Source organism: Nitrospirota bacterium, assembly GCA_016194305.1.
Classification (GTDB): Bacteria; Nitrospirota; Nitrospiria; order JACQBW01; family JACQBW01; genus JACQBW01.
Genome location: JACQBW010000024.1, coordinates 38,818 through 55,272, shown reverse-complemented (window position 1 = coordinate 55,272; position 16,455 = coordinate 38,818). Strand labels below are relative to the sequence as shown.

The 16,455-nt window shown below is 44.8% G+C and carries 18 protein-coding genes, 1 tRNA gene and 1 other RNA gene; 12 read left to right on the top strand and 8 right to left on the bottom strand.

The features are described 5' to 3' along the window. A tRNA-Glu gene (locus HY200_08265) sits at positions 1–73 on the bottom strand. A gap of 329 nt (positions 74–402) precedes the next feature. Between HY200_08265 and HY200_08260 the strand changes: the two genes are divergently transcribed. Further along, a complete protein-coding gene (locus HY200_08260; protein MBI3594937.1) occupies positions 403–1,020 on the top strand; it encodes an MBL fold metallo-hydrolase in 618 nt (205 codons plus the stop codon). Here HY200_08260 and HY200_08255 read toward each other — a convergent pair. The 3 genes from HY200_08255 to HY200_08245 are packed head-to-tail and all read right to left on the bottom strand — an operon-like array spanning position 1,008 to position 3,373. Next, positions 1,008–1,673 carry a methyltransferase gene (locus HY200_08255; protein ID MBI3594936.1) on the bottom strand — a complete coding sequence of 222 codons (666 nt, stop codon included), beginning with the start codon at positions 1,671–1,673 and terminating at the stop codon, positions 1,008–1,010. The two genes, HY200_08260 and HY200_08255, sit on opposite strands and share 13 nt — an antisense overlap. Beyond that, positions 1,666–2,400: a hypothetical protein gene (locus tag HY200_08250; GenBank protein ID MBI3594935.1), complete on the bottom strand. Its 735-nt coding sequence runs from the start codon at positions 2,398–2,400 to the stop codon at positions 1,666–1,668. Before HY200_08250 ends, HY200_08255 begins: the two co-directional genes overlap by 8 nt. A 13-nt stretch (positions 2,401–2,413) precedes the next feature. Then, positions 2,414–3,373 carry a TIM44-like domain-containing protein gene (locus tag HY200_08245; protein ID MBI3594934.1) on the bottom strand — a complete coding sequence of 320 codons (960 nt, stop codon included), beginning with the start codon at positions 3,371–3,373 and terminating at the stop codon, positions 2,414–2,416. An 89-nt stretch (positions 3,374–3,462) separates the two neighbouring features. Here HY200_08245 and HY200_08240 point away from each other — a divergent pair, with 89 nt between their 5' ends. Then, positions 3,463–5,127, top strand: coding sequence for a hypothetical protein (locus tag HY200_08240; protein ID MBI3594933.1), 1,665 nt, complete (start codon positions 3,463–3,465; stop codon positions 5,125–5,127). Between the two features lie 14 nt (positions 5,128–5,141). Here the strand turns inward: HY200_08240 and HY200_08235 are convergent, their stop codons facing one another. After that, entirely contained in the window at positions 5,142–7,337 is a 2,196-nt protein-coding gene (locus HY200_08235) for a hypothetical protein (GenBank protein ID MBI3594932.1), read from the bottom strand. 122 nt (positions 7,338–7,459) lie between these two features. Between HY200_08235 and HY200_08230 the strand changes: the two genes are divergently transcribed. The 5 genes from HY200_08230 to HY200_08210 all read left to right on the top strand — a co-directional run bounded on the left by HY200_08230 (position 7,460) and on the right by HY200_08210 (position 10,386). Further along, a complete protein-coding gene (locus HY200_08230) occupies positions 7,460–7,681 on the top strand; it encodes a thiamine biosynthesis protein ThiS (GenBank protein ID MBI3594931.1) in 222 nt (73 codons plus the stop codon). Continuing rightward, positions 7,678–8,610: an adenine nucleotide alpha hydrolase family protein gene (locus HY200_08225; protein ID MBI3594930.1), complete on the top strand. Its 933-nt coding sequence runs from the start codon at positions 7,678–7,680 to the stop codon at positions 8,608–8,610. The genes HY200_08230 and HY200_08225 overlap by 4 nt, the downstream gene beginning before the upstream one ends. Beyond that, the gene (locus HY200_08220) at positions 8,611–9,411 is read left to right on the top strand and encodes a tRNA (adenine-N1)-methyltransferase (protein ID MBI3594929.1); all 801 of its coding nucleotides are present in this window, start codon (positions 8,611–8,613) and stop codon (positions 9,409–9,411) included. A 71-nt stretch (positions 9,412–9,482) separates the two neighbouring features. Further along, complete coding sequence (locus HY200_08215; GenBank protein ID MBI3594928.1) at positions 9,483–10,043, top strand: peptidylprolyl isomerase; 561 nt, start codon at positions 9,483–9,485, stop codon at positions 10,041–10,043. Between the two features lie 10 nt (positions 10,044–10,053). Then, on the top strand, positions 10,054–10,386 hold the full coding sequence (locus HY200_08210) for a DUF2892 domain-containing protein (GenBank protein ID MBI3594927.1): 333 nt from the start codon (positions 10,054–10,056) through the stop codon (positions 10,384–10,386). 237 nt (positions 10,387–10,623) lie between these two features. Here the strand turns inward: HY200_08210 and ssrA are convergent. Next, positions 10,624–10,979, bottom strand: a transfer-messenger RNA (tmRNA) gene (gene ssrA / locus HY200_08205). A gap of 204 nt (positions 10,980–11,183) precedes the next feature. On the opposite strand from ssrA, the gene HY200_08200 reads away from it, so the two are divergent. From HY200_08200 to HY200_08190, 3 genes are all read left to right on the top strand, one after another. After that, complete coding sequence (locus HY200_08200) at positions 11,184–11,786, top strand: TetR/AcrR family transcriptional regulator (protein MBI3594926.1); 603 nt, start codon at positions 11,184–11,186, stop codon at positions 11,784–11,786. 111 nt (positions 11,787–11,897) lie between these two features. Continuing rightward, on the top strand, positions 11,898–12,254 hold the full coding sequence (locus HY200_08195; GenBank protein ID MBI3594925.1) for a cupin domain-containing protein: 357 nt from the start codon (positions 11,898–11,900) through the stop codon (positions 12,252–12,254). A gap of 65 nt (positions 12,255–12,319) precedes the next feature. After that, positions 12,320–12,526 (top strand): DUF1059 domain-containing protein, encoded by a 207-nt coding sequence (locus HY200_08190; protein ID MBI3594924.1) that lies wholly within the window; start codon positions 12,320–12,322, stop codon positions 12,524–12,526. Positions 12,527–12,538: 12 nt separating this feature from the next. Here HY200_08190 and HY200_08185 read toward each other — a convergent pair whose 3' ends face one another. Together HY200_08185 and HY200_08180 are read right to left on the bottom strand one after the other, a co-directional pair. After that, on the bottom strand, positions 12,539–14,668 hold the full coding sequence (locus HY200_08185; GenBank protein ID MBI3594923.1) for a HAMP domain-containing protein: 2,130 nt from the start codon (positions 14,666–14,668) through the stop codon (positions 12,539–12,541). A gap of 221 nt (positions 14,669–14,889) precedes the next feature. Next, on the bottom strand, positions 14,890–15,129 hold the full coding sequence (locus tag HY200_08180) for a DUF2934 domain-containing protein (protein ID MBI3594922.1): 240 nt from the start codon (positions 15,127–15,129) through the stop codon (positions 14,890–14,892). A 255-nt stretch (positions 15,130–15,384) separates the two neighbouring features. On the opposite strand from HY200_08180, the gene HY200_08175 reads away from it, so the two are divergent. After that, complete coding sequence (locus tag HY200_08175; protein ID MBI3594921.1) at positions 15,385–15,774, top strand: PilZ domain-containing protein; 390 nt, start codon at positions 15,385–15,387, stop codon at positions 15,772–15,774. A 273-nt stretch (positions 15,775–16,047) separates the two neighbouring features. Then, on the top strand, positions 16,048–16,377 hold the full coding sequence (locus HY200_08170; protein MBI3594920.1) for a heavy-metal-associated domain-containing protein: 330 nt from the start codon (positions 16,048–16,050) through the stop codon (positions 16,375–16,377). Positions 16,378–16,455: the final 78 nt, after the last annotated feature.

Sequence of the window (16,455 nt, the reverse complement as noted above, 5' to 3'; positions counted from 1 at the left end):
TGGTCCCAACGGGTTTCGAACCCGTGTTTCCGGCGTGAGAGGCCAGCGTCCTGGGCCGCTAGACGATGGGACCTACTAAGCTTGCTCGCGAGCAGTTCCGCAGCAGAGTAATTTTTTCTGATTTTTCTTTTAAAGTGGGCCTTCGGGAAATCTTCTCAATGCCCCATTTTCCGGCCACCTCACCTGCTCGGTGGCGCTCATGGCGTGGTGCTCCTTATTCGTCGCATCATTCGCCCCCTCGTTCGGACCAGCCGAGCCAGGTCCTCACTTGTCAAAAGAGAACCTAGAATCTAAACGAAACCCCGGTTATTGTCAATCCTTTCTAGAATAGACATCACCTCTCTGATATAATCTCTCTGTATGAACAAAACCATTCAGATCCATCAACTTTCTGTAGGCCACATGCAAAATTTTTGCTACCTGATCGGCGATCCTTCCTCAGGCGAAGGTGTCGTTGTGGATCCAGGATTTGAAGCCCAAAAAATCCTAAAAACGGCACAAGAGGCGAAAATTCAGATCAAATTGATCTTAAATACCCATTGCCATTTTGACCATACAGGAGCCAATAAGGATATTAAATCCGCGACCGGTGCCCCGATTGTTATTCATCGGGAAGATGCAAAATATCTCAAGCATTTTACTCCCCCTCCTGCTGATAAAGAGATGGAAGATGGCGAGCTGGTCGAATTGGGCAAAATCGGATTTAAGTTTATTCATACCCCGGGACATTCTCCCGGCAGCTGTATTATTCTTGTTGATGGTTCGGTGATGACCGGAGATACGCTATTTGTAGGAAGTATCGGGAGATGTGATTTGCCTGGCGGGTCTCCGGAGGAAATGTTCCGAAGTCTTAAAACCAGGATTATGCCACTTCCGAAGGAAAGTTTAATTTATCCCGGTCATGACTATGGTCCGACGCCGACTTCGACCGTGGGCAGAGAGCTGGAAAATAATCCTTACCTGCTTTGTCCTTCGCTCGATGCGTTTATCGGAATGACGACCGGCGGCTACGGTTTATAACAGGCTTCCAGAATTCGTACCGAATTTCTTGACCGTTTGACCTCTTCCGTATCGGTCAAATCAAAATTATTTTTTTCTAGAAGAAGCGTTGCTTCCCGATAGCGGCTTGAGGGAAAAATAAAGTTGAGTTTTCCACCCGGTTGGAGAAGGAAGGAGCTCCACTGAATAATACTGCTGAGGCTTAAACTGATTTCATGCCTGGCAATGGCCTTATCATTTAATGGATTCAGTTTTCCTTTTCCGCTTTCCCTGTAGGGAGGATTGGTGACGACTCTTTGAAACGAGCCGTTCGTAAATTTTTGCCAACCTTCCCGAGCATCTTCATTGACAATTTCAATTTGATTCTGAAGCTGATAGAGCTCAATATTCTTTCGAGCACATTGGGCCAATTCTTCCTGAATTTCGATCGAGATGATTTTTACTTCCGGATTCAATTTAGCCAGAATAAGAGAAATGATGCCGCATCCGCCGCCGAATTCCAGGATATTTTCGTTGGGCTGGGGGTGAATCGTGTCGGCCAAAAGAAGGGCATCTGCCGTAAATCGATAACCTTTTTCAGGCTGAACGAGTTCTTTATCCAGGAATGAGAAGTCGGGAATTCTCTCTTCTTCGAGTTTGATAATCGGTCTTTTGGAAAACTCCGGATCAGTCATGGATTAGAATGGATAAAATAGATTCTTTCAAAAAAAGCGTACTGATAGGAGGGGAGGTGGGTATGAGCGGACGGCAGAGGAGAGAGAAATGGTCAAAGCTGTCAAGCTTTCCGGAATAGGAATCCCCGTTTTTTAAACGAAGTGTGATCTCTTTTTTTTGCGACATGAGATTCTGATATAGCTCGTCTTCTCGAAAACCTTTTTTTCCATCCGCCTTTATAACCAGAAATGGATATTCATGGGTCAAAGCATTGAGCGGTGAGGCGTGGTGCTTTTTCAAATAAAAGTTGAGAGACTGAAAATGCCGGTTTAAGAGAGAAATCAACTCGGGATCTTTTTTAAAAAGATGGAGATCGTAAACTTTCAAAAGGAGAGAATAGATCAGTCGAAGTTCAAAAGAGGCGATCCGTGGGATCAGCTTGACGAGGGCTGCCGGAACCGGATCGGACACTTTAAGTTCCTCTTCCGTCTGATCGATCCAGGCAAGCCCCTCTTCCATTTCTCGTGCAGGGAGGAGTTTTATTCGGGATGCGTTGGGACTCTGTCCCGGATTTCCACTGACAGCCTTTTTCAGAAGCAAGATCTGTTTTTCTTTTTGAACAACAATTTCTTTCCAGATTGCTTGTCCGGCCGATTTTTCTTTTTGAAATGAAAGGGTTTGTTTAAAGAGCTGGGAGACTTTTTTTTCAAAAAGAATGCCATGATTTAAGGTCTCAACGATATTCATCGAATGACTCTTGTTAAACCTGCTGAATAGCTGACAGTGTCCAGTTGCCGGTTCCTACGGGCCGGCAATAAGTCCAGTTTTCATTAAAAGAGACCGGTTCGATATCCGACCCCGAAACAATCTCTCCGGAAACGTCACTCTTGGTATAGTCGAGCAAATTGGCTGAAATCAGTGTGGTAATGTAGTCGCAGCCCTCTTCCTGCCAGGCCTCCACAATTTCAACTGCACGGAGGGAGATATTATCAATATGGTTATTTTTGAACTCTGCCTTTAACCGACCGATTTCCCTATCGAATATTGAATTCATTTCAGGAGTCAAAAATTTTGAAAGATAGGAGATATCCCTTTTGCCCCATCCGATTTGAATTTTGAAGAAGATATCGCTTGCAAGATTCTTAAAATTTTCAACTTTAAATTGAGGATCCATAGCCAAAATAGCCCTCAGTCCTTCTCCAACGGATTTGAAAGTGGCGACACCTCCGCTGCCGGTAGGAAAACCTTGGTAGATGGACCCTGGAATGGCAACCGATGAACTTCCTCTTTCGGGTGAAGAGTAAGAAAGACTCGAATTTCTTTTCATCCAGGTGTAGATTCCAAATCCGATTCCGACAATGAGGAGGACCTCAAATAGACCGATACCGCTTCCGCCGAAGCCATCCCCCGCAAAACCAAGGCTCCGGAAGAGCATTCCCCCGATCATACCGCCGATCAAGCCTCCCATCACGCCTCTTCCAAACCCACCCCCGAATAAACCGGGGGATGGCTGGGATGTGGGCTGAACGGGCGTTTGACCCATTGCTGCGGGTGAGGATCCTGTGGTGGGAGAAGGCGAAGCGGCAGGAGCGGCGGTACGGCTTCCACGGCTTCCGAATGATTTGGACCCTCCGGCACGGGCGAACGAATCCGATTCAGCAACAATAAGACCGAACAGGAGCATGAGAATTAGACAGCCGACAGCATTTTTCTTTTTCATCTTTAAGATAATCCTTATAGGGAGTGGTTATTGAATAGAAAACAAGTGTAACAGGGATACTTTCTCTCTTCAAGGGCATAAAGAGACAAATGAAGATTCCCTTTTCAGTCACGTCTTATTATAATGATCATGTGACTAAAAGAAAACCCAATCCCAAAGAGCTCCTGCTGGCGGGCGATCTCAGTTACGAGAGAGTTTCGGCCATTTTATCCCCGGTGGGAATTAAAGACATCAAGAAGGGGGATATGAACCTTCAACTGATTGCCGACGACCCCCGCTCCCGTCTGCTTCTGTCAGAAATCATCGTCGAATTTTTGGATTCTCTTTCCCGTTCGCCCGATCCGGATCAAGCCCTGAACTATTTTGAACGATTTACCAGAATGGCGTTGAATAAAGCCAATCTCCTCTCCTACCTGAAAGACTCTCCCTATACTGTCTGGCTGCTCGCAAAAGTTTTTGGGAGCAGTCCCTTTATGTCGGAAGTTCTGATTCGTTATCCGCATTATCTCTATTGGATTGCTGAAAGCCAGACGCTTGACGGAAATGTCCCCAAAAAAAATCTTGCGGGCGATTTTAAAAAAACATTAAGAAACTTGAAAAGCAAAGAGAAGAAGATCGAAATGCTCTGTGTATTAAAACATAAAGAGCTTCTTCGTATCGGCGTTCGGGATTTACTGCAGAAAGCGTCGCTGGAAGAAACGATCTCCTCCTTGTCCGTTTTGGCCGAAGTCGTTCTTGAAAATATTTTGCGCATTTCAGAAGAGACAGTCAAAAGACAATACGGCGTTCCGAAAGTGAGAAGGCGAGGCGGGGAGGGCGAAAGAGCCGCTTTCGTCGTCCTGGCCGTGGGAAAACTGGGAGGTGGAGAATTAAATTTTTCTTCTGATGTCGATCTGATTTTTCTTTATGAAAGCGATCAGGGAGTCAGTTCAGGAAATCGAAAAGGATTACCGCACTCCATGATTCCAAACAAAACCTATTTTACCCTCCTTTCGCAGGAGATGATTGCCGGATTGAACGCCATGACATCCAAGGGTTTTCTTTATCGGGTCGATCTAAGACTTCGCCCCGAAGGAAGATCAGGAGAAATCACGAGTTCGTTCACCAGATTCCGGAAATATTATGAAAAGAGAGGAGAGAGCTGGGAAAAACTGGCTTTGTTGAAAGCCTGGCCTGTGGCCGGGGAGATGCGTCTTGGAGAAAAATTCCTCCGTTTGGCAAGCCGTTTCATTTACCAATCCCCTTTTTCAACCATTCATTTCTCGGAAGTCAGTAAGATCAAAGAGGAAATAGATAATAAAATGTCCGCCCGAGGGAAGAGCTTTCTCCATGTTAAATTGGGGATCGGGGGGATCCGCGAGGTGGAGTTTATCGTGCAGTGTTTACAGATTTTTTACGGGAAGAAATACCCGGAAATTCGAGACCGCCAGACCCTGGGAGGTTTGAGAAAACTTTATGGTCTTGGGGTGATTCCGATGGAGTGCTTTGGTACTTTAACAGATGGTTATGTCTTTTTGAGAAAAGTTGAAAACTCACTTCAAATGGTCCATGAAAATCAGACTCACACGCTTCCAGAGGGTGAGGAAGAGTTTCAAATGGCCGCTCTAAGGCTTGATTACCGTGACAATGAGAATGAAACGGCCACGGTGCAATTTGCGAAAGATTACAAGACACATACCGGCCGGATTCACCGGATTTTTGAAGATCTATTTAACGGGCCCGAGTCCTCCGCACTCCTCAAGTTTCCGCGCTGATCAAAAGTGAGAATTCACCTCTTTTTCGAGAAATGTCCGGTATAAAATTGATGTGCCCACTTCATGTTCCGTCGAATATCCCTGTCCATTTCGATAGCCCCATTTTCCCAATCCGGCCTGAAATATCCCATTCGCCGCGCGAGGAACTTGAATTCATTTGATGAACGTTCAGGAAGAATGAGATCTCGCGCGTTTCCCCGGACCACTCTTAAGGCATCGATCAGATTTCTGAGGAAAAGATATGACTCAATCAATTCCTCTCTTTCTTTTCTGGAAATCAGTCCGACCTGGGAAAGCCGTTCTATCGCGATCAACGTAGTGGGGGTTCTTATTACCGGATAGGTACGGCCCTTGAGTATTTGGAAATATTGCACAGCATATTCGAGATCCACAACTCCTCCGGGACTATATTTAACATTTACGGTCCGGGGTTGTACGAGTTCTTTCGTCTGACGCTGACGGAGATTCAATGCGGTTTTCAGGTTCCAGGGGGCGCCGGAATAGGTAAACCGGTCCCGAATGTTTTCAATCTTTCGTCCTAGAGATTCATTTCCCGTTACCCAGCACAATTTTGTAAGGGCTTGCCTTTCAAAGGGTGCCGCGTCTCCACCCAGTTGATAATACCGTTCAAGAAAATCCAGTGAATTAGTCAGCGACCCTTTACTTCCATAAGGTCTTAGACGTAGATCCACATGAAAAATCCCTTCCCGTTTTGCTTCAATCAGGTTGAGAATGGATTGACCCAATCTTTCATAAAATTCCTGGTTGGTCATGGGATCTTTGCCATCCGTTTCTCCATCCCCGCCATAAACGAGAAGCAGTTCGATATCAGATCCAAATCCCATCTCCCCTCCCCCAAACTTTCCCAACCCGCAGATCGCAAAGGGACAGGGCTTCCCGTTCTCAAGCCTCGGCATTCCGAACCGATGTTGCAAATCGTCAAATCCAATTTTATAGGCCGATTCCAAAACGATTTCTGCCAAATCAGAAAGAGCACGCGAAAAGGTTACCAGATTCCTTTTACGCGACAAAAGATGGACCAAGTCAATGCGGAAAAGCTCCCGGTCTTTAAACTGATTGAGTCTTTCCTTTTTCCCTTCATAACGATTGGTCACTCGAATGGTTTTGCGCAGGGCCTGCTTGAGGCGAATCTTGCCCGGACGAAGTTTTTCCGCACGATACTTTTTAAGTATAGGAAGGAGTTCATCAAAATGCATTTTGAGAAAATCTTCAAAAAGGTACTCACTTGTTCCAAGAAGACGGGCGAGAAGATCCAGATTTCTTTCGCCATTTAGAAACGTGATCGCGGACGGAGAAAGTCCTTTTTCCATGATTTTACCCAAAAGCCGGTCAAAGTATTGAATGCCCTTTACGGGATCGGGTGCCGCAGCGAGAAAATAAGTAAATTGCTTTGTAAATAAGATTGCGATTTTTAACTGGTTTTGAGTTTTTCCACCTTTTATCTGTCCCCCCTGCGCATACCTTAAAAATATCCGGTCATGAACTGTCTGACCGCTGCTTTCAATGGTGACTTTGTCAATATTGATGTTCTGCAACGAAATCGCATTAGAAAAAGCATATAGAAAACCCGGACTATTTCTTGATTCAATCTCCATCAGAGTCGACTCGGCGGAAAGTTTGTTATTAAATGTGATTTTGGTAGGAAATGTCTTGCCATCCATCGGAAACTCAATGCCAGATAAGAATTCGACAACCTGCAAATTCACTTTCTCTCTTGCACGATCGAGCTGATTGTTTTCCAAGTATTTGACGACGGTGTCCAGATCTGCTTTAAACCTTATTCGGGCTTCTTGATTAAATGAAGTCCTGTCCGCACCTGTGACTTGAAAGTGGTCGATAATTCTTTTGCAATCCTGGTTTAGGGATGATTCCTCAAAAGTGAAAATGTGACCGGATTCAATATCCAATCCGTATGACGTCAAAAGTCCGCAGAGGAGAGAAAATTCTGAAAAATAGTCGTAACCCGCGATGACAATATTCAAGAGTTTTTTTTCAATCGGCTTGATCTGACAACGGACAAGGTGTTCTCCGGTCACTTCGGCAGTCAGTTTTATGTGCCTTGCGATTTCATCAGGAGTGTAAAGGGAAAAATAATCAGGTCCAAGATGGGAAAAAAAGAGATTTCGAATATCGGGATCAATTTCGCGAGTCAGAGATTCAATCGTTTCCTTATCATTTTGCTTTATCATGATTTGTTTGTCAGTGTCTCAAAAGCGCGGTCCTGGAGTCAATTCTCGGAAAGTGATGGAAAAACAGGAAGTTGAATAATTAGTTTGAATCAGATAAAATCACGTTTCACCGGACAGCACTTATGAAAATCACTTTTCATCACCCCACAAGGATTCTGGAGTTTTGTGGTCCCAGGAAAGTCTCTCAGTTGTTAAAAGAACTGGAGATTCTACCCGAGACGGTCCTGGTTATCTTAAAAAAAGAGGGGACAAGGGAAAGCGATGAACTTTTGCCGCCTGATAGTCAGATTGGGGACTCTGACAGTATCGAAATTCGTCCAGTGATATCTGGAGGAAGCCGATGAGGTGCCAAAAATGTCGTCAAAAAGCTGTTTTAACAATCTCCCGGTCAAATGCAAAATATTGCAAGCCTTGTTTCTTTGAAACCTTTTCGGTTCAGGTCAAACGGGCACTGACGAAAGACAAAATGGTTACTCTGGAAGATCGCATTCTAATTGCCGTCTCAGGCGGAAAAGACAGCCTGGCCCTCTGGCATATTTTGGTTGAATCAGGCTATCAGACCGCGGGACTCCACGTCGACCTGGGAATTGGTTCCTATTCTGAATCTTCAAGGCAAAAAGTCGAGAAATTCGCCGAGAAATACGGACAGAGGCTTTATACCTACCGTTTGAAAGAAGCGCATCAAATGGGAATTGTGGAACTGTCGGAAGCAACTGACAGGTCCCCCTGTTCTGCCTGCGGCACAATCAAGAGGTATCATTTCAATCGTTTTGCGATGGAGCATGGATATACGGTTTTGGCAACCGGTCATAACCTGGATGATGAAGCCGCAAGGCTGCTAGGAAATGTTTTAAGATGGCAGCAGGAATATTTGAATAAGCAGTCTCCAATCCTGGAAGGGAATGAAGGGGGATTTGTAAAAAAAATCAAACCTCTCTATCGGCTTTCTGAATATGAAGTCGCAGCCTACTCTTTTTTGAAGGGCATCGATTACGTCGTTGAAGAATGTCCCATGAGCCAAAGTTCACCTATGCTGATATACAAGAAGGCACTCAATTTAATCGAGAACCATTCCCCTGGAACGAAACATCAGTTTTATCTCTCATTTTTGGAAAATCGGAAAACGGCTCCGACCGGATCAGGGTCGATGGAAATGCGCTCTTGCACAATTTGTGGAGAACCCACCTCTTCTGTTTCATCTGTTTGCGGATATTGCAAATTAATCGTGCGCCTACCCGGTTATACGGCCCCACTACATGAGAAGGCGCTTTAGTTGGAACGACTAGAATCGAACAGTGGGAAAACATTAAGAGAAGGTGAGTGGATAGAGCTGATCGATCATAAAGAACGGGTCTATTCCCTAATCTTAAAAAAAGGGGCGAAATTTCAGTTTAGCGGAGACTTTCTATCGCATGACGATTTGATCGGAAAAGAAGAAGGGGAAAAGGCGGTATTTCCCAGCGGAAGGGAGATGACTGTTTTGAGACCGACCTATGGAGAATATGTTCTTCATATGCCAAGAGGGGCGCAGGTCATCTATCCAAAGGACACCGGGCAGATACTCATGTTGGCCGACATTTATCCTGGGGCTAAAGTGCTTGAGGCCGGAATTGGATCGGGCGCACTCGCAATGGCCATTCTCCGTTCTATCGGGCCGACCGGGACTCTGATTTCTTATGAAGTTCGGGAAGATTTTGCGACGAGGGCAAAGTTGAATATCGAACAATTTATGCAAACTCCGTACAATCTTCTGATTAAAAATCAGGATGTCTACAAGGAAATTACGGAAACCGATCTGGATCGTGTCGTGCTGGATGTCCCGGAACCCTGGCAGGTGGTTCCTCATTTAAAGTACGCATTAAGAACAGGCGGTATTTTTCTCTCGTATCTTCCGACGATCATTCAGGTGGTACAACTGGTCGAGACCTTACGAAGAGAGAAAGGGTTTTTCCAGATTAGCGTCAGCGAATCTCTTGTCCGGGGGTGGAATGTCGATGGGATGAGCGTTCGGCCTGATCACCGGATGGTGGCCCATACGGCATTTTTAACGACAGCACGCCGGGTCAATCGTTAATAAATAATCACTATAATCAGAAAGGAGTTTTCATGATGAAAGGTTTTTTTTCTTTTACCTTTATCGTTCTTATGGTGTTTTCAGAAATCAGCTTTGCGGCGGACAAAAAACTTGCTCCAGGAACTTACGTTCTCCTGGATACCACAGTTGGAAAAATTACCTGCATTTTCTATGAAAAGGATGCCCCCAAGACGGTTCAAAACTTTATCGGTCTGGTAGAAGGAAGCAAGGAATGGACCGATCCGAAAACAGGCCAAAAAGTCAAAAAACCTTTTTATGATGGCTTAATCTTTCATCGCGTTATCCCGAATTTCATGGCACAGGGCGGAGATCCTCTCGGAATCGGAGTCGGCGGACCAGGGTATCAATTTGAAGATGAGTTTTCTCCCAAGCTAAAGTTTGATGTTCCGGGGAGGCTTGCTATGGCGAATGCGGGTCCGGGCACCAATGGAAGTCAGTTTTTTATCACTCAGGTTCCAACGCCGTGGCTTGACGGGCACCATACGATTTTTGGACAGGTTGTCGAAGGTCAAGAAATTATCGATAAGATGGCTATGGTACCCAAAGGACCCAATGACAAGCCGATTACAGATATTGTGATGAAGAAAGTCACCATTATGAGAATCAAATAGGAAATCAAATATGGCGCTATCCGAAGATACCCCCCCCGAAGCAATTCAGTCCGATAAGGATGCCTGCCTGCTCAAACCATCCCGTTATAATATGGGAGGAACGGATCGGACTATGCGGGGCATTCTCGGAATCACCTTGATGTTTGCAGGACTGTTTCTATTTGATGGATTCAGTCTAAACCACTTCGGGCTCTGGGTAATGGCTCTATCGCTGTTTCCCATGGTAACCAGTCAGATGGCCATCTGTCCGATTTATAAACTAGTCGGATTCAGCACCCGAACCGCCTTGGATGTGGAAAAAGAGGCGGAGTATGAAGAGAATTACGAAAAGGACTATCACTAGGCCTGACTTACAGTCAAATGTTCTTAAAGGTTGGTGTGCCAGATCAGAACGCTCAGGGCGCAAGGCAGGTGAGAGGGGGACGTACAACGGGCTCTGCCCGTGCTGAACGAGGGGTTCGGGGGTAATGAGTGTATTTAACGAAGGCCTCAACAAATAAAACAAGTGAAGCATCTGGCTTTGCCAGTGCTAAACGCAGGTTTGGGGCAGGAAGGTGGTCTTCCTGGCGGGCCCCAAAATAAATGGAGGCGCGGAGAATCGAACTCCGGTCCAAAAGCCTAAACCCCAAAGCTCCTACATGCGTGTTCTTTGTTTTAGGATTCGCTCTTCCCCACGCCCAAAGACAGGCTTAGAAGAAGGGCTAGTCGACTTGATCTTATCCCTCTGACATCAACGGATCCGGGGGACCAGCCTGCTGCAGTTGCGCCCTTCTCATTACGCAGGCCCTCATGAGAAAGACGTCACAGACCTAAATTAGGCTGCGAGTGCCAGTTCTTCGTTGGCAGTTGCTTTTTTTTCCACCTGTTTAACGAGACCGATGGAACCTCGGCATGCAACCTTGAAATATAGAGCTCCTGTCGAAACCAGTCGCCCCCTGATATGATTTTATCAGTCTATCCTATTTTGACGCCTGACACAACTGCTATCGCTCGATCTGCTTGCATGACAGGCAAGGATAGAATATGATTTCCCTTGCAAGTGATCAGGATTCGAATGGACATTGAACTGGCCAAAACTGCCTGAAACGATGGACAATCGAGAGATTGCCGCCTAAAATAAATCGCACGTTCGGATCTGATATGAGATTGCCTAAAAATGTAGACGGAAAGAAAGATACCAAAGAAGCGATTCTGGACGCGGCTCAGTCAATCATTCAGTCATGCGGGGCAAACGGAATAAGTTATCAACATATTAGCGATATCGTTAATATCCGTAAAGCGAGCATTCACTATCACTTTCCCACCAAAGACAGGCTTATTGAAGCCCTGGTGCGGCGTTATAGTCCAAAGTTTTTAAAGTGCGTCGACGACTTAATCCTTCTCCCTGTATCCGCCCGGATCAAATTGAAGAAATACATCGAGTTGTTTGAGAAAACGCTTCAGGATGAACCTGGAATGAAAGTGTGTCTCTGCGGAATGTTGAGCGCAGAACTGGCCAGTATGGGGAATCCGACCGTGCTTCTTTTACGCCGATTTTACCGGGAGAATATAGGCAGGCTTTCCCAAATCCTGGACGAAGGCAATAGTTCGGGGTCCCTCAGTTTCACGGGCGATAGCGCCATTCTGGGTGCATTGATACTTTCGCTCCTCGAGGGAGCGATGATTGTTTCGCGGACCGAGGGAGGTGTGCCGCAATTCAAGGCAGTTAAGAATCAATTGTTAAGGCTTTTAGATAAAAAATAGCCCCTTTTTTTCTTCTTGACATCTACCTATTAGTAGGTTAGCATGCTTCCGTTGATCCAGAATTCCCAGGAATACCCATATCAACCATTCTTCCAAAAAGGAGATTGCACCATGCTTCAAACTGAATATAAGCGTCTCGACGCGCCGGACGAGACTCGAAAATTTGAAAAAGGAAAGCTCGATTTAATCAATATGGGGGGTGGGGTCATTGGCAGACTTACTCTCCTGCCCGGATGGAAATGGTCTGATCATGTCAAGCCGATCGCGGGAACCCAAAGTTGTGAAGCGCCCCATTTCCAATATCACGTCACTGGCCGTCTTCGGATTAAGATGGATGACGGAACTGAAATTGAAGCGGGTCCGGGCGATGTAACGTCTCTTCCTTCTGGCCATGACGCCTGGGTTGTGGGAGACGATCCGGTCGTTGTGATCGACTGGCATGGCGCCACGGAATACGCTAAATTATAGGAGAACGCGTGGTCAATTGCGTGCTTCGGTTGCCTATGAGTCTCAAAAAAGTAAAGGAGAAGATCATGCCCAGTAAAGAATATAAAAAATTAGGTTGTTTGGACGTCAGCCCCTCTGGAGGCTGTGCATTTGAAATACGCGCAGAGACAGAAGAGGAGGTTTTGAGGATGGTATCGGATCACGGCAAGAAGATGCATGACATGGCACAGGTCCCTCCGGATGTCGCGGCGAAGATAAAGAGTGCCATTAAGAGTGTCAAGGTTAACGTCTGAACGGGAATCTGATTAAATTATAAATTTATCGACTTCTTTTTTTAGAATGGAGACTTGTCCTGAGAGCACTTCGACGGAAGTGCTCATTTCTGTGGCGAGTTCAAGATTGGAACTTGACGTATGACGGATATTTTCCATCACACCGACGAAGGTCTCTGTTCCTTTCTTCTGTTCCTTGATCGATCTTAGAATCTGCTGTACGCGTTCATTTACATTTTCTGCGGAATCACTGATTTGTTTTGTTCCCTTAGATTGTTCTTGAATCGATCTTTGAACCACATGAGTGGAGTTTGCCATCATTTCTGTCGCGTGGAGTATTTGTTCACTCCCCTTCTTCTGCTGAATGGAAGCAGTAGAAATCTGTTGAACCATTTCATTGATCTGTTCCATTGCCTCGGTGATTTTCTGGGCCGCCAGCGTCTGGTCGCTTGTGGCCACTTCTATTTTGCGCGATTTTACGTTTGAAAGCTGAGAACTTTCCAATATCTTTTTCAGAGCCTCTCTGGCATTCAATGAAAGCGTGATTCCGTTTTCAACGCGGCCGACCCCGGACTGCGAAATGTGAATCGCTTCACCGACCTCCTTACGCACATCATTAATCACCTGGGATATCTCCTGGGTCGAACCCGCCGTGCGATCTGCGAGATTCTTGATTTCCTGGGCGACCACCGCAAATCCTTTTCCCTGTTCCCCGGCCTGAGCGGCAAGAATGGCGGCATTCAGGGCCAGAAGATTGGTCTGTTTCGTCACCTCGTCAATGACATTGAGAATGTTGCCAATCTGTTCTGAACGTTCGCCGAGCTGGTTAATCGCTTTGACCGAGGTCTGAACGGTTTCTTTAATCTGGTTCATTCCATCGATCGTTTTTTCCACCGCGACCATGCCAAGCTGTTCGGCGTCCGATTTCACTTTTTCAGACAAGGAAGTGGATTCCTTGGAATGGTTTTCTATCTCCTTGATAAAATTGTTCATTTCCTTAAGCGAGGTCATTGTTTGAGTCGAGGAGTTGGAAAGGTTTTGGACGTTCTGGGATACTTCCTTGATCGCGTTTGTCATTTCGACAATCGAGGCAGAGGTGTCATTGACCTGACCCACCATGCCGACTGTTGCGTTGGTTACTTCATTAAAAGAAGCGGAAATTTCAAGAATGGAAGACGAGGTAATTTCAGAAGAAGACGAAAGACTTTCTACATTCGAGGAGATTTCCATAATTGCAGAATTCATTTCAATGATGGAACTGGAACCCGTTTCCGCACAGGAAGCCTGATTTCTGGCCCCTTCCATAACGGTTTTCGTGTTTTTCCCCATCTGTTCGGTGGCGGAAGCCACATGGTGAGTGACTTCCCGGATATTTTTGATCATGGCGCTCAGGCGATCCGACATTCTTATAAATGCCCCGCTTAGAATTCCAATTTCGTCCTGAGAATTGACTGTGAATCTCTGTGTAAAGTCCCCTTCCGAAATCTTGGTTGCCAGAGTGATCATGGAAGTCAGCCTGGTACTGATGTTACGAGCCACAAGCACACTGAGAATCATTCCTCCTATCAATATGACAATGGTAATCGCGATCGTAATTTGATTGAAGGTCTTGATCCGCTGCTTCATATTCGCTATGTCATTGCGAAACACCGTATCCTTCGCAGAGGTGTAATTTTTTATTTTATCTTTTAGAGTGCGATGAAGTGTTGAAAACTCATTCATTCCTTTCTCGATCTCAGAAGATTCCTTTTTTGCGATAATCGAGGAGACAAGATTTTTGCCCATGACGGTATATGCCGCAAAAGCGGTTTCCATCTCTTCCACAGAATGAATATCCTTTACTTCATATTTTTTCAGATCATTGATGGTTGCCGTAAAATCAGTCTCGATTTCCTGGGTTTTGGCTAATTTTCTGTCGTCGCTGAAACTGATGGCATCCACATATATTTTACCCAGATTGGTAAATTTTTCTTCTAATATCAATCCATCTCTGGAAGTCAAATAATCTTTTTCCTGTAGATCCCTCGCTGCATTGATCAAACTGACCCCCTCAATCCACCCATAAATGGAGTGAGCCAGAAATGTCAACAAGATTAAGGAGAAGCTCGCAGCCAATTTTTGCTGTATTTTTAGATTGCGAATGAATGTTATCAAGGTGTTCATTTTCTAAGGAAATCCTCAAATGAAAGAGATTTAAAAAATTTGAATGTAAACGGTTTTTCCGGATCTGTCAGAATCAGATCATCAATATGACTTAAAGTTTAATATATCGTGATAAAATGTCAAATGTGAAAAAGTGGGTAGGAACGAGATTTTAACAGTCCTGTGCCTATTAAATCGGAAGGATTTCAGATTAATTTTATAGGCCATAAGGGAACATGTTTCTAAGTGCGGATTCCTGACTTCATCTGGGCCTGAACGATTAATTCGGCTTCCAGCCAATCGCCGAGATCATGACCATGTTCTCCTCCTCTTTTTAAATAGAGTTGATAGGCTGTCTCTGAAATGAGACTGTTGAGGCTCTGAGCGTCATTTTTTTGCAGATCTAAATTGTGAAGATCAATGCCGGTCTTAGAAGAGCTGGTCTCAGCGGGTGTCAGTTTCTTTACGATGGTTCTTGCCATTGCTTCCTCCTTTTGTAAAAGAATATTTCCCCTTTTCTGATTCTAGGAAAAGCATAGACCCTTCGAAATCTAAAATCAAGGAATCGTAACATAAAGATCTCTGAATCCATGATCGAGTTTTTTGAGAAGAATTAAAACCCGGTTGTAAAACTGATTTTCCCTTATTTATCCGCTTATAAAAATAGACCGATACAGAATCTGTTTTTTCCAGAATGGGTCAAGTCAATTTTTTTTAAAAATGGTATAATTAATCAGATGAACCGGAAAACAGGCTCTAAAAAAGATCTTCGAAGACATCCACGGGTTGACATTCATATTCCCGCAGAATATCGAATTCTTCAGCCAGGGGAATTGGGAAAGAAGAAAGGTTTTTTCGAAACCGAAAACATCGGAATAGGAGGTCTCATGTTCTATTCCTATTTTAAACTCAAACAGGGAGAAAATCTGTTGGTCAATCTTTATGTCGAAAAGAAACTGGTCGAATTTTCTGCCAGAGTCGCCTGGATCAAGGAATGGTCCGATCCAAAAGACCCCATTAAATCGTATGCAATTGGATTACAATATTTTGAAATTACACCGGCGGCTATTGAGACTATAAACCAGGCAGCGTCAAGAGTGGTCCTTCTTCAACCTAAATCTGATTAGTTTTGAAGCAAAAAGTCCTATCTCAAATCTCCTGAAAATCGTATCAATCAAAGTTAAATTATTAAACCTAAAATAGGGGCTCCTCCTCTTTTCAGCGTGTCGAATTCTTAAAAAAACAGGGTGCCAACCTGAATTGGCATGTCCGAGTAATAAATTATATTTTGTATTTAAAAATAGATTTGGGTATCGTGGAGCTGATTTAATCCTCATGAACGAGTAAGACATTTGAGATCCAGCTTTTCTTTTCTCACTTCTAACCGAAGGGAATTCGATATGAATATAGGTAGAATTCAAATACGGAAAATAACTGGCATTTTCGTGAGCACGGTTATCGTTCTTTTATCTTTAGTTCCATTGGCCAAAGCAAATGATCAAAAAACGATCCTGATGCTAGGGGGGACTTACTGTGAATCTTATCCGAAGGAGATTACCAAAGTCCTGATGGGGGTGAAAGGAGTCAAGACAGTGGACCTTAATAGTCTACCAGGCCATGCCATCGTATTGCATGACGATTCCGTTCAGTCAAAGTCACTGGTTGAGGCCATTAAAAGCGCAAAGGGCGACGGATGGTACTGTACCGGCCAAGTCATGGATAATAATTAGAGGAATGGGAAGATGCTATAAATATTGAGATTCACCACGGATAAACGACAACCTAAGGAAATGCGATTCAAAGTCGCA